This is a genomic window from Catellatospora sp. NPDC049111, assembly GCF_040648615.1.
GTDB classification, from domain to species: domain Bacteria; phylum Actinomycetota; class Actinomycetes; order Mycobacteriales; family Micromonosporaceae; genus Catellatospora; species Catellatospora aurea.
Map to the genome: position 1 here is coordinate 18,026 of NZ_JBEZEB010000029.1, position 24,732 is coordinate 42,757.

Here is a 24,732-nt window from a genome sequence, read left to right on the forward strand (position 1 = left end):
ATCAGCGCAGGGTCGGCACCGAGCCGTTGTCGGCCACGGTGACGTCCACCCCGGGCAGGTCGGCGGCCCACCGCTCGACGGCGGCGGTCAGCGCCGGGTCGGCCACGGCCCGGCCGAGGCCGACGGCGTAACGCGTCACCGGTCCGGTCACGAACGGCCGCGGCCAGGCGTGCGCCTGCGGGGCTCCGGCCTCGTCGAGCACGCTGAGCAGCGCACGCATCCGCCCACGGACCCGGCCGAGCGTGTCGTCGGTGTCGCCGCGAACGGCGACCACGGCCCAGGACGCGTGGCGGCGGTGCAGTGGCGGCGGCGCGGCCAGCAGCGGCCACGGGTCGCCGCCGGTCTTCGACGCCTCCTCCATGACCTCCCACGCCTGGTAGAGCTCCTGGGCGAGCAGGTCCCACCCGCCGGGTGCGAGCTGGTCGGCGCAGCTGCGCACGGGCGCGGTCGGGGTGAGCACGACACCCTGGGGGTGTACGCCGTCGATCTCGCCGGTCAGCGACACCGGCTGCCGCCAGTCCCAGGCCGCCCAGTCCTCGAAGAAACGATGCAGCAGCGTCGCGGCGGTGGCGTCGGCGGGTGCGCTGAGCACGGTCCGCGCGGCGAGCACCGACCAGGCCAGGCCGGGCAGCCCGCCGAACGGGGCCGAGTCCAGGCCCTTCGCCCGCGCCCAGCCCTTGACCTGCCGGGCGAGCCGCGCGAACGCGCCGTGGCGGGAGCCGACCGCTTCGCGTACCGCGTCGGCGTCGCTGACCGCGCTCAGCGCGACGGCGGCCTCCTCGCCCAGCTCGGCGCGCCGGGCGACCGCCTCCTTTGGCGCGAGCCCGCCCGTGCCGACGACCACGACGTCGACGTCGAGGTCCCGGACCGACAGCCCCAGCCGGGGCACCCGCGCACCGGGCACCTGCCGTAGGGACATCGCGGCGGGCAGGGCACGGGCCACCCGTGCCACCACCGCGGCGGGGTCGACCTGGCCGGGCAACGCCGCCACCAGGTCCAGATCGGCTTCCGGCAGCGCACAGCCCATCCGCCGCGACCCGGTGACGTGCACGGCGCCCTCCGCGAACTCCGTGGCCAGGCGTTCGACCACCGCCGATGCCGGGTCGGCCGACGCGGGCGAGACGTCCGAGGTCGGGTCGGGCAGCCAGCGCAATTCGCCGGTGCCGAGGGTCAGCACGGCTCGCGGGACCATCGGCTCGTCGCCGCGCCGGGACAGCAGCACCAGCTCGCCGACCTGCGCCCGGGACTCGCCGAGCCGGGCGGCGCAGAGGGCGGCGACGCGCTGCGGGTCGCGGCTGCGGCCCAGGGTCAGGTGCGGCGTGAAGCCCTCGGCCCGGCCCCGGCAGCGCGGAAAACGCTGCCGCAGTGCCTGCCACAGCCGGTTCCAGGGCGCGTCGCCGTCGGCGGCGGGGTCGAGCCAGATCGTCGCGTCGTCGCGGTGGCCGAACGTGTGCACCCCGTCCAGCCGTACAGCGAACGGCGCGATCTCGGCGGCCGCGGCGGCCAGCAGCGGCGCGGCCTGCTCGAAGTCTGACTCGGGCACGAACCCGAACAGCACGTTCACGTGCGGCGGCCAGCGGTGGATCTGCGGATCGTGGGCCTGTCGCAGCTCCTGGATCGCCGGCCACAGCCGCTCGGGAGGCAGCCATGCCAGCGCGGTCCGGGCGGTCGGCGCGACGTCGAGCACGTCGCGGTCCCCCGCACCGGCGAAGGTCAGGTCCACCGCGACGCCGTAGTGGTCCGACGGGAACAGCCCGTCGGGCTCCGGCCGGTCGCCGACCAGCGCCGCGGCGGTGACGGCGGCGCGGCCGCGCAGCAGGACCCGGTCCAGGCGGCGCGGCACACCGGACAGCGACGACACCGCCGCGAGCGGGTTGACGACCGGGTCGAAGGTCGGGGTGCTGTCGGCGGGGCCGTGCGCCTGGGTCCACGCGTCGTCCATGCCGAGCATCGCGGTGGGCGCGGTGCCGTCGTCGTTGAAGTCGCCGAGCAGGACCAGGTCGGCGGCGATGTCGGCGAGGCCTTCGGCGAGCCGGGTCAGTTCGTCCTGCCGCCGCCCCGCGCCGTCGGTGGAGTGGTCGCTGCTCAGGTGGGTCGCCGCGATCGCGAGCGGCCCGGCGGCGGTGTCGACCACGATCGCGACGGCGGCCTTGTGCGGGGCGAGCCGGTGGCTGCCGGCCTCGCGTACCGGCAGGCGGCTCAGCAGGACGAGGCCGCCGGGGCCGGCAGTGTCCGGGGCGGCGTTGAGGGTGTAGGCGGCGCAGACCCACGGCGCGTCGCGCAGCAGCGCGAGCAGTTCAGGCTCGACCTCCTGCAGCGCGATGACGTCGGCGTCGGCGGCCTGGAGCGCGGCCAGCAGCAGGGGCCGGCGGCGGGCGGTGTCGATGCGGTCGGCGTCGTAGCGGTCCCACAGCGTGTTCCAGGTGAGCAGCCGCAGGCGGCCGGGTGCGGCCGGCTCGGCGGCCGGCGTGGCACACCAGCCGTGGCCGGGTTGCCAGGAGTGCGGGGTGCTCGGGGTGAAGAACGGCGCGGGCAGCAGCCCCTGGTGGTGGACCAGGCCGGCGCCGGAGGTGTCGACGCGGTCCACGCCGGTGGCGCGGTCCCAGACGAGTTCGCCGTCGGCCTCGATGAACAGCACCCGGTGCCAGGGGGTGTCGCCGCCGGGTTTGAACGCGGGCAGCGGCACGCGTTTGGGCGCGGCGTCGCGCTGGCGTACGCCGAACACGAAACGCTCCGGGTCGAACCGCGGGTCCCAGCGCACTCGGTGGTAGATCTGCTCGCTGGTACGCATGTCCCCCGCCTGTCCCGATGATCGACCCCAGTATCGCGGCCCGGCCCGCCGCGGCCCACCGGATTTCGTCTCCCGGACGCGTTACCGGGGCGTCGAGCTGGGAAAATAGAGGTGAAGTGCGGATACCTGACTGGGGGTGACCACGATGTCGGGCAACAAGACCGTCGTCTATCAGGGCCCTGGGCACGTCAGCGTCGAAGACCTCGACTACCCGAAGCTGGAACTGGCGGAACAACACCGCAAGATCAACCATGGCGTGATCCTCAAGGTCGTCGCCACCAACATCTGCGGCAGCGACCAGCACATGGTCCGCGGCCGCACCACCGCCCCGGAGGGGCAGACGCTAGGCCACGAGATCACCGGTGAGGTGGTCGAAGTCGGGCCGGACGTCGAGTTCATCAAGGTCGGCGACCTGTGCTCGGTCCCGTTCAACATCGCATGCGGCCGGTGCCGCATGTGCATGGAGGGCCACACGGGCGTATGCCTCAACGTCAACCCGGCGCGGGCGGGCGCGGCGTACGGCTACGTGGACATGGGCGGCTGGCTCGGCGGCCAGGCACAGTACGTGCTGGTGCCCTACGCCGACTGGAACCTGCTCAAGTTCCCCGACAAGGACCGGGCCATGGACAAGATCCTTGACCTGGCCATGCTGAGCGACATCTTCCCGACCGGCTACCACGGCTGCTACACCGCGGGCGTGACCACCGGCTCCACGGTCTACATCGCCGGAGCCGGGCCCGTCGGGCTCGCGGCGGCCACGTCGGCGCTGCTGCTGGGTGCGGCGGTCGTCATCGTCGGCGACCTCAACGAGCAGCGGCTCGCCCAGGCCCGCAGCTTCGGTTGCGAGACCGTCGACCTGACCTCAGACGCGCCACTGGCCGACATGATCGAGCAGATCACCGGGGAGCCGGAGGTCGACGCCGCCGTCGACGCGGTCGGCTTCGAAGCGCGCGGGCACGGCGCGGACGCGGGTGAGGAGCCCGCCACGGTGCTCAACGACATCATGTCGATCGCCCGGCCGGCGGCCCGCCTGGGTGTGCCGGGGCTGTACGTGACCGGTGACCCCGGCGGCAAGGACGAGGAGGCGAAGGTAGGCAGCCTACGGGTGCGGATCGGGCTGGGCTGGGCGAAGTCGCACAGCTTCACCACCGGCCAGTGCCCGGTCAAGCAGTACAACCGGCAGCTGATGATGGCGATCCTGCACGACCGCACGCACATCGCCAAGAACGTGCACGCCACGGTGCTGCCGCTCGACGACGCCCCGAAGGGCTACACCGACTTCGACCACGGTGCGGCGAGCAAGTACGTGCTCGACCCGAACCGCGAGCTGGTCGGCGCGGGCGTCTGACTACATGGCCACGGCCGTGCCGACGCCGTGAGCGCGGGCCCAGTCGTGCACGACCGCGGCGGCGGCCACGTCGAGGGCGCCGTGGCCGGTCGACTTGAACACCGTCAGCCCGCCCCGGCCACCACGGCCGGGGTGGGCTCCGTCGAGCACCGCGCCGAGCAGCGTGACCCGGGCCGGGTCGATGCCCTGCAGCTCGTACGCCCCGGCGGGCGGCGGCGCGGTGACCGCCCCCGGCCACTCGGCGAACAGGGCGCCGTCGGCGAGCACGACCGGGTCGAGTTCGGGCCCGTGCGAGCCGCCGACGGAGCTGACGTGTGCGTCTTCGCGCAGCCAGGCCCGAGGGAACAGCGGTGCGGTCGCGCCGGTGCAGCAGAACACGACGTCGGCGTCGCGTACCGCGTCTTCGATGCCCGCCGCCTCGGCTTTGGGGTGCCGCGCCGCCAGCTCCGCCGCGCGGGCGGTGTCCCGGCCGCCGACGACGACGGGGATGGTGGCGTCGACGGCCGCGAGCATGGCGAGCTGCGCGGCGGCCTGCACGCCGGTCCCGATGACCGCGACCCGGGACGGCGACGGCCGCAGGGCCCGCATGCTCTGGGTCGCGGACGCGGCGGTGCGTACGGCAGTGAGCGGTTCGGCGTCGAGAAGCGCCCGGACCCGGCCGTCGTGCTCGTCGAACAGGGCGACCAGGCCGCGGTGCGAGCTGCGTCCGACCTGGCCGGGAGTGGCGAAGACGGAGACCAGTTTGGCGGCCAGGCCGATGCCGGGAACGTAGGCGGGCATCGCGCCGAGCAGCCCGCCGGGGGCCTGCGCGGCGATGCGCGGAGGCGCGCAGACCTCGCCGCGGCTCAGGGCGACGAGCGCGACCGCGACGGCGTCGAGCACCCGCAGCGGATCGAGCCCGGCCCTGGTCTGCTCCTTGTCGAGCACGAGCACGTCGTTCACGGTCGGGTCCTTCCCGGATCGGTGGCCGCGGGCACGGTGAGGGTGGCGGCAAGTGTGTTGGTGGCGTCGGCGAGGGCCTGGGCGAGTGCGGACAGGCGCGGCTCGGCGAATTCGGCGTCGGGTCCGACGAGGGTGACCGCGCACAGCGGCGTGCCGCCGGGTGCGACGACGGCGCGGCTCATCGAGCCGATGACCTTGTCGTTGCGGCCGTGTTCGAGGGCGAGGCCAGTGTCGCGGACCCGGGCGAGGTCGGCGAGCAGCCCGTCGAGGGGGTGCCCGGCGGCCTGCGCGACGGCGAGGTAGGGCGCGCGGGCCCGCTCGTCGAGCTGCGCGACCAGGGCCAGCGGCCCGGCGAAGCGGTGCACGGGCAGGGCCTCGTCGCGCAGGTCGCTGATCATCTCCAGCCGGGGCGGGCGCACCACGTCGATGACGCGGGACCGGTCGGCTTCGAGGACCTGCAGGTTGACCATCATCGCGGTGCGCTCGGCAAGGTCTTCGAGCACGGGTCGGCACAGCGCCGCCAGCGACCGGCTCGCCGCGGCCCGGGACACCTGCAGGGCCACCGCGCCGGGCAGGTAGTGCTCGCCGGCGCGCTGGACCCAGCCGCGGGCGACCAGGTCGAGCAGCACCCGGTAGGCGGTGGCCCGGTGCAGGCCGACGGCCTGGGCCAGCTCGCCGAGCCGGAGCGGGCGGTCGGCGCGGGCGACGGCCTCGATGAGGTCGAGCGCCTTGTCGACCGCCGAGCTGGCGGATCTCGGCACGGGTCGCCTCCTGGGGTACAGTGCCACTGACGTTTCAAGTAACGATACAGACGTTACATCTGCTGTAACAAGGAGCACCGATGGCCCACGTGGACGAGCCCGCGCCGACCCCGTACGCCCCGCCCGAGGCCGGCACGGTCACCGCGTACCGCAACGCGACGCTCATCGACGGCACCGGCGGCCCCGCCCGGCCCGGGACCACGATCGTCGTCGACGGCGACGTGATCATCGAGGTCATCCCGGACGGCGGCGCCACGATTCCCGACGGCGTGGCCGCGGTAGACGTCGGCGGCGCGTACGTCATCCCCGGCCTCATCGACTCCCACCAGCACCTGGCGACCCCGCCGAACCGGCCCGTCGCCGAGGCGGCGCTGCGCCGACAGGTCTACGGCGGCGTCACCGCGATCCGCGACATGGCCGACGACCTGCGCCAGATCGCCGACCTGACCCGCGCCACCCGCATCGGTGAGATCCCCGGCCCCGACATCCACTACGCGTCCCTGATGGCCGGGCCGAGCTTCTTCGACGACCCGCGCACCTGGCAGGTCTCCCAGGGCGGCACCCCCGGCCACGTGCCCTGGATGCAGGCGATCGACGACGACACCGACCTGCCGCTCGCGGTCGCCATGGCCCGCGGCACCCACGCCACCGCCATCAAGGTCTACGCCGAGCTGCCCGGCACGACCGTCGCCGCGATCACCGCCGAGGCCAAGCGCCAGGGCATCGGCGTATGGGCGCACGCCGCGGTGTTCCCGGCCACCCCCGCCCAGGTCGTCGCCTCCGGCGTGGACGCCGTCTCGCACGTCACCCTGCTCGCCCAGGAGACCGCCGACGAGCCGCTCACCTCGTACAAGACCAAGGCCCCGATCGACGTCGAACGCCTGGTCAGCGAAGGTGACCCGCGCCTGGACGCCCTCTACGCGCTGATGCGCCAACGGGGCACGGTGCTCGACGCGACCGGCAGCATGTGGACGTGGATGGCCGAGCAGGCCGACGACGCCGAGGGCAAGGCCCGCGCCCTGGCCAACGACGTGCTGTCGGCGAAACTGACCGGCGACGCGTACCGTGCCGGAGTGCTCGTCTCGGCCGGCACCGACTACGAGACCGACCCGGCACACCCGTTCCCGTCGCTGCACGCCGAGATGCTCTTCCTGGCCGAGCGCTGCGGCATCCCCGCCGAGCAGGTCATCCGCTGCGCGACCCTGGTCGGCGCGATGAGCATGGGCGCCCAGGACGTCATGGGCACCGTCGAGGCCGGCAAACTCGCCAACTTCGTCGTGCTGGCCCGCGACCCGCGCGCGGACATGGCCAACCTGGACAGCATCGAGTACACCGTCAAGCGCGGCCGCCGCTTCGACCGCGGCGACTTCCGGAAGGACGAGCAGTGACCACCGACTACATGATCATCAACGCGCTGGGCATCCTCGACAACCCCAACGCCGCGCACTCGCTGTCCGCCGCGCACAAACTCGTCCAGGACAGCGACGACCTCACCATCGACGCGCGCACCATCGCCGACGCGCACGCCTCCGGCCTGACCGCCGTCAACATCACGCTCGGCTACACCATGGGCGACGCCGAGCCGTACGCCCACACCCTGCGCGAGATCGACGTCTGGGACCGCTTCGTCGCCGACCACCCCGCCGACCTGGTCAAGGTGCTCACCGCCGACGACATCCGCGCCGCCCACCGCGACGGCAGGATCGGCATCATCTACGGCTTCCAGAACGCCGTCGCCGTCGGCGACGACCCCACCCGCGTGGCCCAGTTCCACCACCTGGGCGTACGCGTCATCCAGCTCACCTACAACCAGGCCAACCACATCGGCGACGGCTCCATGGCCCCCGAGAACCGCGGCCTCACGCCGTTCGGGCACGAGGTCGTCGAAGCGCTGTGCGACAGCCGCATCATGGTCGACCTGTCGCACAGCGGCGAGAACACCTGCCTGGAAGCCACCCGGGTCGCGAAACTGCCCGTGTCGATCAACCACACCGGCTGCCGCGCGCTGGTCGACCTGCCCCGTAACAAGACCGACGAGGAGCTGCGCCTGGTCGCCGAACGCGGCGGCTTCGTCGGCATCTACTTCATGCCGTTCGTCAACGCCACCGGCCACGCCCGCGCCGAAGACGTCGTCGACCACATCGCCCACGCCGTCAACGTGTGCGGCGAGGACTTCGTCGGCATCGGCACCGACGGCACCGTCACCTCGATCGACGACCTCGACGGCTACCGGGCCCAGCTCGCCGAGCACGTCGCCCACCGGCAGGCCGCGGGTGTCGGCGCGGCCGGCGAGCGCGCCGACACGTTCCCGTTCGTCGAGGACCTGCGCGGCGTGGACCAGTTCCACAAGCTGATCCGGCTGCTGGAGCAGCGCGGTTTCAGCTCCACCCGGATCGAGAAGATCATGGGCCGCAACTTCCTCGACTACGCCGACCGCGTCTGGGCCTGACCCGCTCCGCGCGAACGGGGGCCGCCTGCGGGCGGTCCCCGCCTGCACCCCCGACCCGGCGGTCGTCAGCCGCCGTACTCGTCGACGTCCAGCTCGGCGTGAGTGCGCCGCAGGAAGTCCACCACCCGCGCGTTCACCACCAAGGTCAAAGTCACGTCCTCGCCTGCGGGCTCTTGCCTGCAGACGAGCCGGCGTGCTTCATCATCACGACGATGGCGATCAGGTTGCCGGCCATTCCGGCGGCGATGAGGCCGATGAACCATGGGCGACCAGCGCCGGGGATGAAGACCAGTCCGACTGAGCCGATCATGAACGGCGGAAGGGAGGCCTTGCGGAGCCAGCGCGCGAATCGCGGTTCTTTGTGCACAGGTGGTTGCCTCAGAAATGACCGGTGAATGAGTTGAGGGTTGCGAACCCTAACACTCTGCTTCCGATCGTATGAATCGTCGGCGCGACCGCTACGTGGGATTCCCGCAGCCTGCACGACTTACCGCGCGTTGATCGACCGTTTCGTTCGGTTCGACCGGAACGCCGAGGCCGCGGCGACCAGCCGGCCGACAACCCGCTCACGCGAGCGGCTAGAGTGACCGACTTCGCCCGTCCGTGTGGAGCACCGTGACCTGGACTTTCAAACGCATGCTGTGGGGTCTGGCAGCAGCGGCGCTGCTCGGCGCCGCCGCATACGCCGTGTTCGCCCTCGGCGCGCAGCAGCGCCAGCGGGTGGTCGACCAGGGGCTGGGCTTGCCGGCGAAGGTCGTCGCCACGCATGACTCGCGCTGGGCCGACTCCTCGGACGTCACCTATCGCGTCGACGGCCACGCCGATCGGGCCCGGCTCTATGGCAGGTGGGACGACAAGCTGGAGATCGGCACGACGATCACCGTCTACCAGGACCCCCGCGACCGTTCCCGGGTCGTCACGGCCGACGGCTTCGCGACCGATGTCAGCACGATGTGGCCGATGCCGTTGTCCGTCTTCGCCGGAGCACTCGCGCTGGCGGCCGTGACCGGCTGGCTCAGCACGGCACGCAGACGCCGGTGGGACGAGGTCACCCTGGACCCTGAACCCGATCCCGACCTGGTGCCGCGACGTCGCCGGGGCGTCGTACGTCGCGTCGACGTGTTCACCCGCGCCGTGTTCGGCGTGCTGGCCGCCGTCCTGGTGGTGATCGTCTGGTTGGCCACGTGGGACGAACTCCTCGGCCTCGCCGCGGGCGTGACGGGTGCCTGCATGGCCGCGATGTACCTGCTCGGCATGGCACACAAGATCGTCGTCACGCCGTCGAGCCTGGCCGTGTTCCAGACGTTCCGGGTGCACCGCGTGCCACGCCACCTCGTGGAGGCCGTGCACCTGGGCCACGACGGTGTCCTCGAGTTGAGCGTCCGGGGCGCGAAGGTGATCCACATCCCCACCGGCGCGGCATCGACCTGGGGTGCCTACCTCAACCGCCGGCCGGCGCAACTGCGTGCCGCGAACCGGCTGCGCCGCCTCCTGGTCGCGGTGCCCCCGGTGGTGGACGACCAACCTGTCACGACGTCTGCGCGCTACCCGATGATCGGACTGGCCGTCCTGACCGCGGCGGCGTTCGGTGCCCCGATGGCATTCATCGCCGCCACCGCCGGCTGAGGCGCGGCAAGGCATCACCCGAGCAGCGCCTGGAGCCGGCAGTGTGTCGGGCACCGGAACGTGGCCGTTCGGCTGATCTGCCGCAATTCAAGATCGCATAGCATCTCGCAGGTTACGACCTGGGAGGAATGGCGATGCGGGGACGCCTCAAGGCCGGCGTGTTGCTGGCTGCGCTGCTGACGAACCTTGCGCTGACGGGCTGCTCGCCCGGGCTGCCGAGCGAGGCCGACGGCGATCTTGTCGACGACTGGAAGCCGATGGCGGCGCTCACCGGCTGGGAGCCGAAGGTCGGCGAGTGCATGGGTGGCGCGCCCGTCGCGGTGGCGATGCGCTCCGCGCCGATCGTGGACTGCGCCCAGCTGCACCACGGCGAGGTCGTGCATGTCGGTAAGTTCAAGACCGACAAGTACCCCGGTCCGACGGACAAGGCAGCGGCGCTGGTCGAGTGCGACGCCAAGGCCAAGGCGTACCTGGGCCGCGCGTGGGGTGACGCGCGGCTGGAGCTGCGGGTCGCGACGCCGCGTACCGACACCTGGGAGAGCGGCGCCCGCTGGTTCCGCTGCGAGGTCAGCGAGATCAGGACCTACGACAGGGACAACAGCTTCACCACCCGCACGGGCAGTCTGAAGGGCGCCGTTCCGGCCGCGCTGCTGTCGGGCTGCGTGGTGGTCCACGAGCAGGGTGACGACATCGCGCAGATGGAGGACGTGCCCTGCAACAAGCCGCACAACGCCGAGTACGTGGGCGTCTTCCGCGCCTCGGCCACCACGCCGTACCCGACGTCGGAGCGGCAGTGGAACGCGATCCACAGCCAGTGCCAGGTGCTCAAGGGCAAGTTCCTGGGCGTGAGCGCCGGCCAGGCCGAGTACTTCGGCGGCATCGCTTCGGCCCGCAGCAAGTCGGACTGGGATGACGGCGACCACATCGTGCGCTGCGCCGTCTCGTGGACCAAGAAGATCACGAAGTCGGTCCGGGGCAGCAAGGGCAAGGGCATCCCGAACTGAGACCGTCCACCGGTGAGACGTGGACCTGTCGACACGTCTCACCGGTGCGGTCGCTCGCGGCGCGCCCCCAGCCGTACGACCACACTCGCTAAGATCCTGCGCGTGAGTTACGGATTCGACGAGGACGAAGGCTGGTGGGCTGTGGGAGCCCACGTCTTCACGATCATCTTCTCGACACTCGCGGTATGGCTGTTGGTGGAGTACCTGTTCAGCGTGCTGCCCGAGGACACCCTGATCGTGGGCGTGAGCTGCGCGATCGGCGTCCCCGTCGGGCATCGGGTGTTCCACCGCATACGTCGTCGGTACCTACAGCAGCGTCACCACGCCGAACCCTGACAGGACAGGCCCAGAGCCGACCGCGTCTGGATCGGACATGCTCTGAGCGAACGGGGACCGTCTCCGAGCGGTCCCCTGCCTAGGGTCGATCACATGGGGACGGAGACGACAGCCGCGTACGACGCGCATGCCGACTGGTACAACGGCTTCATGTCACCCGCCGCGGGCGATTACCTGCGCCGGGTGCACGCCACGATCGCCGACCTGCTCGGCCCCGGTGACGGCTGCTGCCTGGACGTGTGCTGCGGCACCGGCGCGCACGCCCCGGCCGTGGCCGACCTCGGCTGGACTCCGATCGGTGTCGACCTGTCCGCCGGGCAGCTGCGCCACGCGATGCGCCGGCTGCCCGTCGCGGTCGCCGATGCTGCGGCACTGCCGTTCGCCGACGGTTCGCTGCCGGCCGCGGTATGTGTGCTGTCCAGCACCGACGTGCCCGACTACACCGCGGTGGTCCGCGACATCGGGCGGGTGCTGCGGCCCGGCGGCCGGTTCGTGCATCTGGGCGTGCACCCGTGCTTCATCGGCGCGTTCGCCGACTGGAGCGGCAAGCCGCGCGTCGTCGTCGACGAACGCTACGCCGAGCGCGAGCACACGTTCCAGACCTGGAACCCGCATGGCGTACGGGCTCGCGTCGGCGGCTGGCACATTCCACTGGCCGACCTGCTCAACGCAGCCATGGCGGCCGGTCTGCGCCTGGAACGCGTCACCGAGACCGGCGGCGGACCCGTCCCCGACCTGTTCGGCTTCGTCGCCGTCAAACCGGCTCCGCGCGGCCGCTGAGGCCGGTGCCGACGGTCAGCGGCGCACCCGACAGCGCAGGTGGAGCACCCGGTTGCCCTGGATCACCACGTCCGGATCCTCCAGCAGATGCTGCACGTGGACCGACCCGAAGAAGCGCTTGCCGGACCCGAACACGACGGGCACGACGTCCATGCGCACCTCGTCGACCAGGCCCGCGGCGAGCATCTGGCCACCGACGTCGCCGGCGGCGACCTCGACTGTCCGGTCACCCGCGAGCTCCTGCGCCTTGGCCATCGCCGCCTCGACGCCGTCGACGAAGTGGAACGGCGCCTCGGGATCCCAGCCCTCGGGCGCGGGCCGGTGCGTCACGACGACCACGTGGTCGATCCCGCTCGGCGGCTTGCCGTCCCAGCCGTCCGTCAGGTCGAAGACGTGCCGGCCGGCGATGGTCACCCCGATCTGGTCCCAGTACGGCCGGGTGTAGTCGTAGGACGTCTGCGAGACCTTCAGCAAGCCGCTGTCGTCCAACGGGACGTCACCGCTGGACAGCCAGTCGAACAGCGGCCCTGGCTGGTCGTGGTCGTCGGCGATGAAGCCGTCCACCGACACCGAGCTGTACATGACGACCTTGCCCACGGGGCTCTCCTCTGCACTGGGTTGCCCCGAAATTACCGCGTCGCGAGCCGGCGCTCTTGTAAGAAATCAATCGGCGGGCAGCGGCCAGCCGTCCAGCGCGTGGCCGGGATGTTCGCTCAGGAACCGCCGCCGGACTTCGACGTACCGGGTCGGCGTGAGCCCGGTGAACTCCCGGAACTCGTGGCCGAAGTGGGCCTGGTCGAAGTAGCCCGCGCCACCGGCGACGGCACTCCAGTCGATCGGTCCGGCGGGGTCGATCGGCAGCACCGCGGCGGTGAAGCGGTAGGCGCGGGCCAGCCGCTTCGGCGTGACGCCGATGAGTTCCTTGAACCGCTGTGCCAGGTGCGTACTGCTGACGCCGGCAGCCACGCTCAGGTCGCCGATCGCCACCGTTCCGCCGGCCGCCGCGATGACGCTGCTCGTATGGCGGACCAACCCCAGGCCGGTGGTCTCGCCCAGCCGTCGCATCAGTTCCTGTTCGAGCAGCGTCAGCATCTCGTGCGGTCCGTCCGCGTGGGCCAGCCGGTCTCGCAACTCGGCGACGGCGGATCGGCCCCAGACCTGTTCCATCGTCACCGGCCGGTCGCACAGTTCGGTCGCGGGCATCGCCAGGAACGGCGCCAACCCCCACGGCTTGACGTGCACGCCGACCGACCGGGTCCGGGGCGGGTAGCCGAACTCGAACGCGCGGGTGGGCGTGGTGATCACGCAGCCGTCGGCGTACTCGGCCGTCTCGGTGTCGGTGCCGGCGCGGATGCGAAACGGCGCCCCGAGGTTGACGATGAGCAGCGCCCCGGGCATCGGCGGCAGCATCAGCCGGGCGTACGGCGGCGCGCCCGCCAGGTAGTAGAGGTCGTCGATCAGCCCGTCCAGCGGCGGTCGCGGCACTCTGGACACGTACTCCATGCCCACAGCATCGCCGACGCCCGACGGGATCGCGCGCCCGCGGGGTCAGCGGTGCCGTAACCTGCCGTCGCCGCGCCCGGCCGGACCCATCAGCGCCAGCCCGGCGACGATCGCGCACGCCAGCAGCAACAAGGTGAGCACAAATTCGATCATCGTCGGCGCCTCCCTCGCAACGCCTGCCTTCCTCCACGATCACCGGTTCGCCCGGCCCCGGCAACCACATCCGCCTCACCTGTCACCCTCAGCGAATTCACAGGTCGAGGCGGTATCGTGACCTCTCGAGGGGAGTACCTCGACAGACCGCTCCGGTCATTACGGCCGGCCGCCCGGCCCCGGACGGTCGCCCGCGTCTTGCGCGGGTGAGGGAGACCTCAGACGCACACGTCTGGAGTCTCGTCATGCCCGTCGACACCTCTGCCGCTCCCCTGGCCACCATCGGCACGCCATGGCTGTGGGCGGCTACCGTCCTGGTCCTGCTGGGCCTGCTCGCCGTCGACTTCGTGATCACTCGTAGACCGCATGCGGTGAAGATGCGCGAGGCGGTCGGCTGGACCGTGTTCTACCTCGCGCTGCCGGTCGCGTTCGGCTTCTTCGTATGGTGGCGCTTCGGCGGCACACCGGCCGTGGAGTTCTTCACCGGATACGTGGTCGAGAAGTCCCTGTCGGTCGACAACCTGTTCGTGTTCATGCTGCTGCTGGCCGCGTTCGCGGTTCCGGGGCAGCTCGCGCAGCGGGTGCTGCTGTACGGCATCGTCGGCGCGCTCGTCCTGCGGGCGATCTTCATCGCCGCCGGCGCGGCCGTGCTGCAGACCGGCACCTGGGCGTTCCTGCTGTTCGGCGGCGTACTGCTGATCACCGCGGCGAAGGTGCTGCGGGACGCGCTGCGCGGCGGCCAGCACGCCATCGACATCGACAAGATGCGCAGCGTACGGCTGCTGCGCCGGTTCATGCCGGTCACCGACGAGTACCACGGCTCGCGTCTGACGGTGCGCCGCGACGGCGTGCGCGCCCTGACGCCGATGGCGCTGGTCGTCGCCGCGGTGTTCATGACCGACGTGGTGTTCGCCGTCGACTCGGTGCCCGCCGTGTACGGCGTCACCGAGGACCCGTACCTCGTCTTCGCGACCAACGCATTCGCCCTGCTGGGCCTGCGTGCCCTGTACTTCGTGCTGCACAACGCGCTGAGCAGCCTGCGCTACCTCAACCACGGCCTGGCGCTGATCCTCGCGTTCATCGGCGTCAAGCTGGTGCTGCACTGGGCGCACGGGGTCTGGCCGGCGCTGCCCGAGGTGCCGACGCTGCTGTCGCTGGCCGTCATCATCGGCGTGCTGCTCACCGTCACCCTCGCCAGCCTGGCGGCGAACCGCCGCGACGCACGTGCCCTCGCCGCGGCCGCTCAGGACGACGTCGGCTCGTCCACCCAGGCCCCGGCCCTGCGAGGGTGATCCCGCGCCCGCTTGCGCCGCGGTCACAACACGCAGCGGCGCAGGCGGGCAGTTCCCCGGTGCGGCGAGCGCCGCGCGGCAGGATTCATGGTGTGAACACGACAGACGGCGGTGTCGCAGCGGTGCCGGCACGCGGCCGGCCACGGAATGCGGCAGCCGCGGACAAGCTGGCGGAGTACGACCGCCGCGCCCGGATTCCGATCATCCTGTCCGCGGTGCTGCCGCTGATCATCGTTCCCGAGCAGGGCAACTGGGTCGCGATCGTGGTCGGTGTCGCCTCGTGGATCGTGTTCGTCGTCGACTTCTTCGTCCACCAGCGGCTGCTGGTCGACTACCTCGGCACCCACCTGGGCAAGTTCGACCTAGCGATCGTGCTGCTGACCGCGCCGTGGTTCCTGGTGTCCGGGGCGCATGGCGCCGGCTTCGTGGTGGTCCTCCGCCTGGCCAGGCTCGGCCGGCTCCTGATCGCCACGAAAGGCGTCCGGCGGCTGTTCGCCCGGCTGGGCAGGGTCGCGCTCGTCGCCGGAGCGGTCCTGTTCGTGGGCGCGGCCATGGCCTACTACGCCGAGCGGCCGACGAACCCGGAGTTCGCCACGTACGGCGACGCGCTCTGGTGGGCGATCGTCACCCTGACCACGGTCGGGTACGGCGACATCGTGCCCATCACCACCGCGGGCCGGATCGACGGAACGGCCATCATGCTCATGGGTGTGGCGCTGCTCGGCCTGCTCGCCGGTTCGCTGGCCAGCTTCTTCGGGCTGCAACCTCAGCAGGCGAACAACGGCGACACCACCGCGAACGACGCGGTGCTGGCCGAACTGGCTCACCTACGCGCCGAGGTGAAGGAGCTGACCGGGCTGCGGGAGCAACTCGCCGTGCTCACCCGTCACCTCACCACGAAACCGGAGGCCCCACCGGGCGCCGAGCCCGACTGATCCTCTCAGCTCGTCGGCGTCGCCTGGCTGAACAGGACGAGGTTGTCCCTGGACCACTGCACGCGGGACGCGAGCTCGTCGCAGAACCCTTCGGCCGCCCAAGTGCGCTGCGGCTCCAGCCCCTTGCCGGCGAGCACCCGCACGTGGTGGCCGGTCAGTTGCTGCCGGTGGATCACCGCTTCGACGAGCCCGGCGCTGCCGGGCAGGCCGTACTCCTCCGCGAAGACCTCGATGCGGCGCGCGCGGTCGGGTGGCGCGGTGAAACCCTGCCGGCGCATCGCCTGGGCATCGTCGCGAAACGGCGCGAGGTACTCCAGCGCATACGCCACGTCGTCCAGCGCGGCACCGGGCTGGGCGAGGTCGAAGTCCACCAGCCCGACCGGCCGCGGACCGTCCCAGATCACGTTCCACGGGCCGAAGTCGCCATGGCAGATGACCTGACCCGGCCGGGCCGGCCCGTCGGACAACGCCCAGCGGGCCCCGTCCGGTGGGACGAAGCTCGCGGCCGCCTGGTGGAAGTCGCGCAGCAGCCGGGCGAGCGCCCGCAGTCCGGCCTCGGGCACCGCCCGCGCCCAACCGGCCGCCCCGGATTCGCCGGGGATGAAGCCGAGAACCTCCTCGCCGTCGACCACCCCGTACGGCCGCGGCACACAGGTGAACCCGACACTGTGCAGATGCTCCAGCAGCGCATGCACCGTCGGTGTCCACCACCCGGCAGGACGGTGGACCCGGTCGCCGACGAGCCTGATCCGCTCCTGCGCCACGGCTCGACTCTAGAGCCCCTAGCGCTGCCGCCGGTCCGCGCGGCCGAGGATCAGGTCGGCGACCAGGGCAGTCCAGCCGGTCTGGTGGGATGCGCCGAGCCCGGCGCCGTTGTCGCCGTGGAAGTACTCCGGGTAGATGAGGCGGTCGCGCCAGTCCGGGTGGGTCTGCAGCAGTTCGGTGCCGCCGTACAGCGGCCGCCGGCCGTCCGCGCCGCGCAGGAAGATGCCGATGATCCGCTCCGACAGGTCGGCGGCGATCTCGTTGAGGTCGCGGCGCACCCCCGAACCGGTCGGGTACTCGAAGGTGGCCGAGTCCTCCAGGAAGTCGCCGAACTGGTGCAGCGCCCCGATCAGCAGGTAGTTCACCGGCATCCAGACCGGGCCACGCCAGTTGGAGTTGCCCCCGAACGCGCCGGTCGTGGACTCGGCCGGCTCGTAGCCGACGCTGAAGCGCCGCCCGTCGAGGTCGACGACGAACGGTTCCGCGGCGTGCACGCGGGAGATGCTGCGCAGGCCGTACGGGCTGAGGAACTCGGCCTCGTCCAGCATCCGCGACATGATCGGCGCGAGCTGGTCCATGGTCACCATCGACAGCAGCCGGTGCCGGTCACCGGTGCGGCTGATCCGGTTCTCGCCGACGACCGCGGCGTACTCCGGCTTGTGCCGCAGGAACCAGTTGAACCGTTCGACTAGTTCCCGCTGGTGGCCGAAGGTCCCCTCGCGCCAGGTCACGGTCGCCAGGAGCGGGACCAGTCCGACGATCGAGTACACCCGCAGCGGGATCGGCTCGCCGCCGCCGACCCGGATCGTGTCGCAGTGGAAGCGGTCCTTGTCGCTCCACAGCGACTGCGCCGACGCGCTGATGTAGGCGAAGTGCTCGAAGAACTTGGTCGCCACGTCCTGGTACACGGGGTGGCGGGCGGCGAGGCGGGCGGCGATCTCCAACAGGTTGGCCGCGTACATCGCCATCCAGCCGGTGCCGTCGGACTGTTCGAGGCGGCCGTCGACGGGCAGCGGCGCGGACCGGTCGAAGGGGCCGATGTTGTCCAGGCCGAGGAACCCGCCCTCGAAGACGTTGCTGCCGTCGGCGTCCTTGCGGTTGACCCACCAGGTGAAGTTCAGCATCAGCTTGTGGAAGACGCGTTCGAGGAAGTCGAAGTCCGCGCCGCCGTCGAGGTCGAACACGCGCAGCGCCGCCCACCCGTGCACCGGCGGATTGACGTCGCCGAACGCCCACTCGTACGCCGGGATCCGGCCGTCGGGATGCATGTACCACTCGCGCGTGAGCAGGAGCAGCTGCTGCTTGGCGAACGCCGGGTCGACGCGGGCGATCGCGACGCAGTGGAAGGCGAGGTCCCAGGCCGCGAACCACGGGTACTCCCACGGATCGGGCATCGAGATCACGTCGGCGGCGGCCAGCTGCCACCACGAGCGGTTGCGTCCGGTCAGCCGCTCGTCCGGCGGGGCGGGGGTGGTGCGGTCGCCGCTGAGCCACTGCCCGACGTCGTAGCGGTAGAACTGCTTGCCCCACATCAGACCGGCGATCGCACCGCGTACGACCCGGGCCTCTTCCTCGGTCGTGCCGGACGGGACCAGGTCGGCGAAGAAGGCGTCGGCCTCGGCCTGCCGGTCGTCCATGACCTTGGTGAAGCCGGTGCCGAGGTCCGTGGACGCTTCGGCGGGCTGCGCCAGCCGCAGCCTGATCTGCCGGGACTGGCCCGCCGGGACGTCGAGCACGTAGTGCAGCGCAGCCTTCGTGCCGGTCATCGCCGGGTTGACCGTGGCCGCGCCGTGCACGACGTGGTCGTTGATGCCGTCCTTCGGGTACGCCGAGCGACCCGGCACGTTCCACAGGCGCTGCGTGTTGGTCTCGTTGTCGCAGAACAGCGCCGTCGGCGCACCGTCGCCGACCAGCTCGACGGTGCCGAGTCGGGCGTGCTCGGCGGTGAGGCGCCCGCCGCGGCCGGTGATCGTGGGGACGTCGTCGTGGCCGGGGCGGCCCCAGGCCCAGGTGTTGCGGAACCACAGTGTGGGCAGGACGTGGATGGTCGCGGCGTCGGGCCCCCGGTTGGCGACGGTCACCAGGATGCACATGTCGGTCGGGGACGCCTTGGCGTAGTCGGCGGTGACCGACCAGTACCGGTCGTCGGCGAAGGCGCCGGTGTCGAGCAGCTCGAACTCCGGCTCGTGCCGGCCGCGTCGCGCGTTGACCTCGACGAGCTCAGCATACGGAAACGCCGTCTGCGGGTAGTGGTAGCGCCAGCTCATGCGGGAGTGGGTGGGCGTGGAGTCCTCGTACCACCAGTACTCCTTGACGTCCTCGCCGTGGTTGCCCTCGGGGCCGGTGAGGCCGAACATGCGTTCCTTGAGGATCGGGTCCTGGCCGTTCCAGAGCGCGAGCGCGAAGCAGAAGTGCTGGCCGTCGTCGCAGATGCCGGCCATGCCGTCTTCGTTCCAGCGGTAGGTCCGCGACCGGGCGTGCTCGTGCGGGAAGTACGTCCACGCTTCGCCGGTCGCGCTGTAGTCCTCGCGCACCGTGCCCCAGGCGCGTTCGGACAGGTACGGCCCCCAGGCCCGCCAGGGCAGCTCACCGGAGTCGGCCTGGGCCAACCGGTCCTTTTCAGAAGTTACGTCATATTCATGTACCATCTGCCCATCATCGCGATCCACGGGGGTGGGCAGACCGATTTCGCTCTTTTGCGCAATCGGCTGAGCCGAGCGGGGTCACGTGAGGGTGGCAGCCGGCCGGCCGGCAAGATCGCGATGGCACTGAGTGGGCGTAGATCAGCAGCCCACCTTCATCGCGTTGAGCTCGGCCCGGAGTATGGGCCACCAGCACACGGTGCGCACCAGTGGTCAGCCTCCGGAATTACCGGCGTGCACGACCGTTTCAGTTCCGGCTCACGGGCGGGCTCAGCCGGCTTCGCGGTCTGCTTCCGGTACGGCTGCGTCGGAGGCGAAGATGTTGAGTCCGAGCGCCCTGGACAGGTGTGCGGCGGCGAGCTGCCCGCGCACGCTGTTGCCGGCCGGGTCCAGGCGCGGGGCGAACGTGCCGATGCCGGCCTTGCCGGGTGAGACGGCCATGATGCCGCCGGCGACGCCGGACTTTCCAGGCAGGCCGATGTCGAACAGCCACTCGCCGGAGCGCTCGTAGAGGCCGTTGGTGGCGAGCACGGCGAGGGTGTCGCGGCACACGGTGGCGGAGACGACGCGGCGGCCGGTGACGGGGTTGACGCCGCCGTCGGCGAGGGTCGCGGCCATGACGGCGAGGTCCTTGGCGGTGACCAGCAGCGAGCATTGCCTGGTGTAGACGTCGACGGCGGCGAGGGGGTCGACGTCGATGCGCTGGTAGCTTTCCAGCAGCCGGGCGATGGCGCGGTTGCGCTGGTTGGTGGCCGCCTCGGAGCGGTAGACGTCGTCGTCGAGGGCCAGGGTCCGGCCGGCGAACGCCGACAGGCCGGTCTGGATCGCTTCCCACTGCTGCTCTGCCGTGTTGCCGGGCATCAGTGCGGTGGTGGCGATGGCACCCGCGTTGACCATCGGGTTCATCGGGTGGCCGTCGTTGAGTTCGATCGCGATGACCGAGTTGAACGCCAGGCCGGTGTTGTTGACGCCGATGCGGGCCATGATCTGCTCGTGGCCGAGACTCTGGCAGACCAGCGCATACACGAACGCTTTCGAGATCGACTGGATGGAGAACGGGACGCCGGTGTCGCCGACGGCGTGCAGGCCGCCGCCGACCTCGGCGACGGCGACCCCGAACAGCTCCGGGTCGGCGTGCGCCAGGGCCGGGATGTAGTCGGCGACCTCGCCTCCGGTGCCGCGCAGCGCGAACCGGTAGGCGTCGCCGACCAGCACGTCGACCTGGTCCCCGCCGGGCAGCACGCCCGTCGAGGCGCGCTGGCCGATCTCCTCCAGTCCCACGATCACCGCATGCCCCTCAACCCTGTTTCACATGGTGGCGGTTAAGCCTAAAGTCGACGAAAGGTGCCTTCAGCGTGATTCGAAAAGCCGGAGCAGGGAGGCTGCCGGACAATGGCAGCATGCGTCGCTGGCTGTTCGCCGATCAGCTGGGGCCCCATTTCCTCGACGCCCCCGACCAGCCGGTGCTGCTCGTCGAGTCCAAGGCGGTGTTCCGCCGCCGTGCCTTCCATCGCCAGAAGGCGCACCTGGTCCTGTCCGCGCTGCGCCATCGCGCCGCCGAGCTCGGCGACCAGGCGCGGCACCTGCGCACGGAGACCTACCGCGAGGCGCTGGCCCAGGTCCGCGAACCGCTGGACGCCTGCCATCCCACGTCGCGTGCCGCCCGTCGGCTGCTGCGCGCGGCCGGGGTCACCGTGCACGGGCCGCGCGGCTTCGTCACCAGCCCCGCACAGTTCACGGCCTGGGCCGAGGGCCGGCACCGCCTGCGGCTGGAGGACTTCTACCGCCACGCCCGGGTCCTGCACGACGTGCTCATGGACGGCGACGAACCTACCGGCGGCCGGTGGAACCTCGACGCCGACAACCGGGAGCCGCCCCCGGCCGACGGCCGCCTCGACGTGCCGCCTCCGCCGCTGCCGGTGGAGGACGACATCGACGCGCAGGTCCGCGCCGACCTGGACCGCTGGCAGGACGAGGGCATCGAGTTCACCGGCCGCGACGGCCCGCGGCTGTTCCCGGTCACCCACGCCGAGGCCGCCGCCCGGCTGCGCCACTTCGTCGAGCACCGGCTGGCGGCATTCGGGCCGTACGAGGACGCCATGCTCGCCGGCGACCCGTGGCTGGCGCACAGCGCGCTGTCCGCGCCGCTCAACCTGGGCCTGCTCGACCCACTCGATGCGGCGCACCGCGCCGAGGCCGCCTACCGGGCCGGGCGGGTCCCGCTGGCCAGCGCGGAAGGTTTCGTCCGGCAGCTCATCGGCTGGCGCGACTACATCTGGCACCTGTACTGGCGGCTCGGCGAGCGGTACCGCGCCGCCAACAAGCTCGCCGCCCGCCGCACCCTGCCCCGCTGGTTCGCCGACCTCGACGCCGACGCCGTGCAGGCGCGCTGCCTGTCGGACGTGCTCGCCGGGGTGCGCGACCGCGGCTGGGTGCACCACATCCCGCGGCTGATGGTGCTGGGCAACTACGCCCTGCAGCGCGGCTGGCAGCCCGCTCAGCTGGCCGACTGGTTCCATCGCAACTTCGTCGACGGCTACGAGTGGGTGATGACCGCCAACGTCGTCGGCATGAGCCAGTACGCCGACGCGGGCGCCATCACCACCAAGCCGTACGCAGCCGGCGGCGCCTACCTCAACCGGATGTGCGACTACTGCGGCGGCTGCCCGTACGACCCGCGCCGGCGGCTGGGCGACGACGCCTGCCCCTACACGGCCGGATACTGGGCGTTCCTGGACCGCAACCGGCAGCGCCTGCACCGCAACGTCCGGCTGGCCCAGCCGCTGCGCCAGCTCGACCGGCTGGCCGACCTGGACGCCGTCGTCGATCAGGAGCGCCGCCGCGGCTCGCACGCGCCCTGATCAGCCGGTGTCGCTCAGGCCGGCGTGACCGTGAACCCGAGCCCGGTGTGCCCGAGCGTGTACGGCAGCGGCTGGTCGGCGGCGAGCTTCGTGCGGGCGTGCAGCCGCAGGTCGTGGTCGCGCAGCAGGGTGGCCAGCGCGGCCGTCACGGTCTGCAGGACGAGGCTGCGTCCTGGGCAGGCGGCGGGACCGTCGCTGAACGGGATCAGAGCCGTGCCGGGGGCGGTCCGGCCGTCGAGCCACCGCTCGGGCCGGAACCGGTCGGCGTCGGGCAGGTGCTCGCCGTCGCGGTTCAGCAACGCCGAGAAGGCCACGAACGAGGTGCCGCGAGGCAGCGAGGTCTGGTCCCATACGGTGACCGCGGTGCTCTCCCGCAGCACCGCCAGCGTGGTCGGCCACAGCCGCACCGTCTCCAGCACGCACGCGCCCAGGTAGGGCAGCAGCGGCGGACCGGCCGGGTCCCAGGCGGCGAGTTCTTCCCGCACCTTGCGGCGTTGCGGTGCGTGGGTGGACAGCAGCGCCAGAGTCCGGAACGCGGTCGCGCCCGCGGCGTCGAACGCGAACAGCCAGTGCGGGACCTGGCCGTACGGGTCCACGTCGGGTGCGGTGTCCTGCTGGGCGAGCAGCCAGGCCAGGCTCCCGGGCTCGGCCAGGTCCAGGTGCGTGGCCAGCCGGAGCCGGAACCGGTGGAACAGCACGTGGCGGCGCGGGCGCAGGTAGGCCCAGTTCGCGTCCTGGCGCAGGGCGTCGAGCAGGGCGTTGAGTCCGACGTCGTCGCGGGCGTCGTCGCCGAGCACGATCCGGCGCACCAGCCGCCAGAACGCCTGGGTGAAGTGCCGCCACTCCAGTCGGCCGGGCCGGCTCAGCAGCGGCGTCATCTCCTGCCGGGCGACGGTGGTGATGACCTTCGCGAGGCGGTGCACCGGCAGGTTGGTGTCCAGCACGGCCTCGTTGAGGGCGCGGCGGCGGGCGCGCAGCGGCTCCGCGGAGATCAGCACGCCGGTGGGCTGGAAGTGCCCCAGCGCGGCCCGTTTCTCGACCGTCGCCGGGCTGTAGGGCACCGGCGTGCCGTCGAGGACCCGGTGCACCGCCTGCGCCGACAGCAGCACCACCACGTCGCGGCCGAAGGTCCGCAGGGCGAGCGCGTCGGTGTCGTAGCGCTCGCGCAAGCCTTGCAGCAGCCGGACCGCCCGCCGGTCGGCGTCCAGCGCCGCAACGGCGGCCACCGCGGCGGGCCTGCGCAACACCACCCCTTGGGCGAGCGCCGGCAGCCCCACCTCGGCCAGCACGCGCGCGGTGTCGAGCGTCGAGGCGACGGCCAGCCCGGTGCGCACCCTGGCCGCGCCCGGCACGCCGTCCCGCGCGGACGGCTTGCGGCGCCGGCGGCGTTCGGGTTCGGTGCGGTACGGCATCGGCCACCTCCGGTGGGTTCGACGTCGTTCACCATCCTGGCCGAATCCGGTACGCCACGAGCCGAAACCGCGAAGTGCCGACCATGATCGACGCAGTCGGCCGGGTCGTGCCGCCGCTCAGTCGGGCGCCTGACCGGCGGCTGGATCGCCGGTCAGGGCGATGCCGAGAGCGGTACGCCAGTAGAGCACCTCGCGTCCGGAACGCCGCTTGGTCACCGCGCCCGCGTCCAGCAGCACCCGCAGGTGGTCGCTGACCGAGCCCAACGACAGCCCGGTGAGCGCGACCAACTGCGACGTGCTCGTCGGGCTGCGCAGTCGTCTCAGGATCACCGCCCGGTTCGGGCCGATCAACCGGTCCAGCCCGTCCGCCGTGGGTTGGGCGACCGCGGCCAGCGTGCCGCGGGCCGGATACGCGATGCCGAAGCGAGTGGGCTGGTCCCACAGCACCCAGCCGCGGCCGCAGTGCGCGGGCACGAAGACCAGCTGTTCGGCCCGGTCGAGTGGCAGCGGCGGGTCGGGCAGGTCGTTGACCTGCAGGAGGCCGTCGCCCAACCACTGCAGCACACCGGTCAGGTCCGGGAATACCCCTGCCCAGCCCTCGGCGCCGAGCACGGAGGTGCGGGAGACGACGTCGGCCCGCAGCCGCTGCTCGCGGACCGGCCACTCCGGCAGGACGGTGTGCGTCCACACCCAGTCGAGCAGGAACACGACCTCCTCCGTCAGCCCGTCGCCGCACAGGATGTCATCCAGCCTGCCGGCGGTGCCCACCCGCAGGTCGGCGCGGATCTGCTCGGCGGAGCGTGCACCGACGGCCGCGAGCTCCTCGGCGAACGCCGGGGCGGCGCTCGCGGGTGCGACGGTGAGGAAGTCGGCGAACCACCGGTGCCGGAACGCCGCGGCCAGCAGCGCCCGCACCACCGGCCGCCGATCCAGCATCTGCCGGTACGCGGACGCGTGCGGCCGCCGCCACGCGTACTGCCACGGATGGTGCGGGCTGTGCAGCGCCCGCAGCGCCGCGACCGTGTCGGTCATCGGCGAGATGGCGAACCGGCTGCGCGCCAGCAGATCCACCGGCACGTGCCACACCGCCATGTTTCGCCTCCAGCCGTAACTCTACGGCACCGGGCCCGCG

At 71.9% G+C, this 24,732-nt stretch carries 21 protein-coding genes; 10 read left to right on the forward strand and 11 right to left on the reverse strand.

The window, feature by feature from the left end; all coding sequences use genetic code 11:
* Position 1: 1 nt before the first annotated feature.
* On the reverse strand, positions 2 to 2,791 hold the full coding sequence (locus AB0B66_RS30020) for a poly(A) polymerase (protein WP_360536235.1): 2,790 nt from the start codon (positions 2,789 to 2,791) through the stop codon (positions 2 to 4).
* A 145-nt stretch (positions 2,792 to 2,936) separates the two neighbouring features.
* Between AB0B66_RS30020 and fdhA the strand changes: the two genes are divergently transcribed.
* Positions 2,937 to 4,139 (forward strand): formaldehyde dehydrogenase, glutathione-independent, encoded by a 1,203-nt coding sequence (gene fdhA / locus AB0B66_RS30025; RefSeq protein ID WP_360536237.1) that lies wholly within the window; start codon positions 2,937 to 2,939, stop codon positions 4,137 to 4,139.
* Here the strand turns inward: fdhA and AB0B66_RS30030 are convergent, their stop codons facing one another.
* Positions 4,140 to 5,081 carry an NAD(P)-binding domain-containing protein gene (locus tag AB0B66_RS30030; protein ID WP_360536239.1) on the reverse strand — a complete coding sequence of 314 codons (942 nt, stop codon included), beginning with the start codon at positions 5,079 to 5,081 and terminating at the stop codon, positions 4,140 to 4,142.
* Positions 5,078 to 5,842, reverse strand: a complete 765-nt coding sequence (locus AB0B66_RS30035) for a helix-turn-helix domain-containing protein (RefSeq protein WP_360536241.1) — start codon at positions 5,840 to 5,842, stop codon at positions 5,078 to 5,080. The genes AB0B66_RS30030 and AB0B66_RS30035 overlap by 4 nt, the downstream gene beginning before the upstream one ends.
* Positions 5,843 to 5,922: 80 nt before the next feature.
* Between AB0B66_RS30035 and AB0B66_RS30040 the strand changes: the two genes are divergently transcribed.
* A complete protein-coding gene (locus tag AB0B66_RS30040) occupies positions 5,923 to 7,230 on the forward strand; it encodes an amidohydrolase family protein (RefSeq protein ID WP_360536243.1) in 1,308 nt (435 codons plus the stop codon).
* Positions 7,227 to 8,291: a membrane dipeptidase gene (locus AB0B66_RS30045; protein ID WP_360536245.1), complete on the forward strand. Its 1,065-nt coding sequence runs from the start codon at positions 7,227 to 7,229 to the stop codon at positions 8,289 to 8,291. The genes AB0B66_RS30040 and AB0B66_RS30045 overlap by 4 nt, the downstream gene beginning before the upstream one ends.
* A gap of 151 nt (positions 8,292 to 8,442) precedes the next feature.
* On the opposite strand, the gene AB0B66_RS30050 is transcribed toward AB0B66_RS30045, so the two are convergent.
* Positions 8,443 to 8,658 carry a hypothetical protein gene (locus AB0B66_RS30050; RefSeq protein ID WP_360536247.1) on the reverse strand — a complete coding sequence of 72 codons (216 nt, stop codon included), beginning with the start codon at positions 8,656 to 8,658 and terminating at the stop codon, positions 8,443 to 8,445.
* 248 nt (positions 8,659 to 8,906) lie between these two features.
* On the opposite strand from AB0B66_RS30050, the gene AB0B66_RS30055 reads away from it, so the two are divergent.
* The 4 genes from AB0B66_RS30055 (at position 8,907) to AB0B66_RS30070 (ending at position 12,037) form a co-directional block, all read left to right on the forward strand.
* The gene (locus AB0B66_RS30055; RefSeq protein WP_360536249.1) at positions 8,907 to 9,917 is read left to right on the forward strand and encodes a hypothetical protein; all 1,011 of its coding nucleotides are present in this window, start codon (positions 8,907 to 8,909) and stop codon (positions 9,915 to 9,917) included.
* A 134-nt stretch (positions 9,918 to 10,051) separates the two neighbouring features.
* Positions 10,052 to 10,921 (forward strand): septum formation family protein, encoded by an 870-nt coding sequence (locus AB0B66_RS30060; RefSeq protein WP_360536251.1) that lies wholly within the window; start codon positions 10,052 to 10,054, stop codon positions 10,919 to 10,921.
* A 102-nt stretch (positions 10,922 to 11,023) separates the two neighbouring features.
* Positions 11,024 to 11,257, forward strand: a complete 234-nt coding sequence (locus AB0B66_RS30065) for a hypothetical protein (protein WP_360536253.1) — start codon at positions 11,024 to 11,026, stop codon at positions 11,255 to 11,257.
* Between the two features lie 93 nt (positions 11,258 to 11,350).
* Positions 11,351 to 12,037, forward strand: a complete 687-nt coding sequence (locus AB0B66_RS30070) for a methyltransferase domain-containing protein (RefSeq protein WP_360536255.1) — start codon at positions 11,351 to 11,353, stop codon at positions 12,035 to 12,037.
* 15 nt (positions 12,038 to 12,052) lie between these two features.
* On the opposite strand, the gene AB0B66_RS30075 is transcribed toward AB0B66_RS30070, so the two are convergent.
* Both AB0B66_RS30075 and AB0B66_RS30080 read right to left on the reverse strand, forming a co-directional pair.
* Positions 12,053 to 12,634, reverse strand: coding sequence for a dihydrofolate reductase family protein (locus AB0B66_RS30075; protein WP_360536257.1), 582 nt, complete (start codon positions 12,632 to 12,634; stop codon positions 12,053 to 12,055).
* 66 nt (positions 12,635 to 12,700) lie between these two features.
* On the reverse strand, positions 12,701 to 13,540 hold the full coding sequence (locus AB0B66_RS30080; RefSeq protein WP_360536259.1) for a helix-turn-helix domain-containing protein: 840 nt from the start codon (positions 13,538 to 13,540) through the stop codon (positions 12,701 to 12,703).
* A 398-nt stretch (positions 13,541 to 13,938) separates the two neighbouring features.
* On the opposite strand from AB0B66_RS30080, the gene AB0B66_RS30085 reads away from it, so the two are divergent.
* Both AB0B66_RS30085 and AB0B66_RS30090 read left to right on the forward strand, forming a co-directional pair.
* Entirely contained in the window at positions 13,939 to 14,985 is a 1,047-nt protein-coding gene (locus AB0B66_RS30085) for a TerC/Alx family metal homeostasis membrane protein (RefSeq protein ID WP_360536261.1), read from the forward strand.
* A 92-nt stretch (positions 14,986 to 15,077) separates the two neighbouring features.
* Positions 15,078 to 15,920 (forward strand): potassium channel family protein, encoded by an 843-nt coding sequence (locus tag AB0B66_RS30090; RefSeq protein WP_360536263.1) that lies wholly within the window; start codon positions 15,078 to 15,080, stop codon positions 15,918 to 15,920.
* Between the two features lie 5 nt (positions 15,921 to 15,925).
* Here the strand turns inward: AB0B66_RS30090 and AB0B66_RS30095 are convergent, their stop codons facing one another.
* The 3 genes from AB0B66_RS30095 to glsA all read right to left on the reverse strand — a co-directional run bounded on the left by AB0B66_RS30095 (position 15,926) and on the right by glsA (position 20,614).
* Positions 15,926 to 16,684, reverse strand: coding sequence for an aminoglycoside phosphotransferase family protein (locus AB0B66_RS30095; RefSeq protein WP_360536265.1), 759 nt, complete (start codon positions 16,682 to 16,684; stop codon positions 15,926 to 15,928).
* An 18-nt stretch (positions 16,685 to 16,702) separates the two neighbouring features.
* Complete coding sequence (locus AB0B66_RS30100) at positions 16,703 to 19,333, reverse strand: glucosidase (RefSeq protein ID WP_360536267.1); 2,631 nt, start codon at positions 19,331 to 19,333, stop codon at positions 16,703 to 16,705.
* A gap of 264 nt (positions 19,334 to 19,597) precedes the next feature.
* Entirely contained in the window at positions 19,598 to 20,614 is a 1,017-nt protein-coding gene (gene glsA / locus AB0B66_RS30105; protein WP_360536269.1) for a glutaminase A, read from the reverse strand.
* Between the two features lie 113 nt (positions 20,615 to 20,727).
* On the opposite strand from glsA, the gene AB0B66_RS30110 reads away from it, so the two are divergent.
* Entirely contained in the window at positions 20,728 to 22,188 is a 1,461-nt protein-coding gene (locus AB0B66_RS30110) for a cryptochrome/photolyase family protein (protein WP_360536271.1), read from the forward strand.
* A gap of 14 nt (positions 22,189 to 22,202) precedes the next feature.
* Here the strand turns inward: AB0B66_RS30110 and AB0B66_RS30115 are convergent, their stop codons facing one another.
* Positions 22,203 to 23,600 carry a cytochrome P450 gene (locus AB0B66_RS30115; protein ID WP_360536273.1) on the reverse strand — a complete coding sequence of 466 codons (1,398 nt, stop codon included), beginning with the start codon at positions 23,598 to 23,600 and terminating at the stop codon, positions 22,203 to 22,205.
* Between the two features lie 117 nt (positions 23,601 to 23,717).
* Positions 23,718 to 24,692 carry a helix-turn-helix transcriptional regulator gene (locus tag AB0B66_RS30120; RefSeq protein WP_360536275.1) on the reverse strand — a complete coding sequence of 325 codons (975 nt, stop codon included), beginning with the start codon at positions 24,690 to 24,692 and terminating at the stop codon, positions 23,718 to 23,720.
* Positions 24,693 to 24,732: the final 40 nt, after the last annotated feature.

Coding starts and splice junctions, on each gene's coding strand:
- AB0B66_RS30060 (WP_360536251.1), top strand. CDS start 10,052: ATGCGGGGACGCCTCAAGGCCGGCGTGTTGCTGGCTGCGCTGCTGACG.
- AB0B66_RS30080 (WP_360536259.1), bottom strand. CDS start 13,540: ATGGAGTACGTGTCCAGAGTGCCGCGACCGCCGCTGGACGGGCTGATC.
- AB0B66_RS30115 (WP_360536273.1), bottom strand. CDS start 23,600: ATGCCGTACCGCACCGAACCCGAACGCCGCCGGCGCCGCAAGCCGTCC.
- AB0B66_RS30070 (WP_360536255.1), top strand. CDS start 11,351: ATGGGGACGGAGACGACAGCCGCGTACGACGCGCATGCCGACTGGTAC.
- AB0B66_RS30100 (WP_360536267.1), bottom strand. CDS start 19,333: ATGGTACATGAATATGACGTAACTTCTGAAAAGGACCGGTTGGCCCAG.
- AB0B66_RS30040 (WP_360536243.1), top strand. CDS start 5,923: ATGGCCCACGTGGACGAGCCCGCGCCGACCCCGTACGCCCCGCCCGAG.
- AB0B66_RS30120 (WP_360536275.1), bottom strand. CDS start 24,692: ATGGCGGTGTGGCACGTGCCGGTGGATCTGCTGGCGCGCAGCCGGTTC.
- fdhA (WP_360536237.1), top strand. CDS start 2,937: ATGTCGGGCAACAAGACCGTCGTCTATCAGGGCCCTGGGCACGTCAGC.
- AB0B66_RS30110 (WP_360536271.1), top strand. CDS start 20,728: ATGCGTCGCTGGCTGTTCGCCGATCAGCTGGGGCCCCATTTCCTCGAC.
- AB0B66_RS30020 (WP_360536235.1), bottom strand. CDS start 2,791: ATGCGTACCAGCGAGCAGATCTACCACCGAGTGCGCTGGGACCCGCGG.
- AB0B66_RS30085 (WP_360536261.1), top strand. CDS start 13,939: ATGCCCGTCGACACCTCTGCCGCTCCCCTGGCCACCATCGGCACGCCA.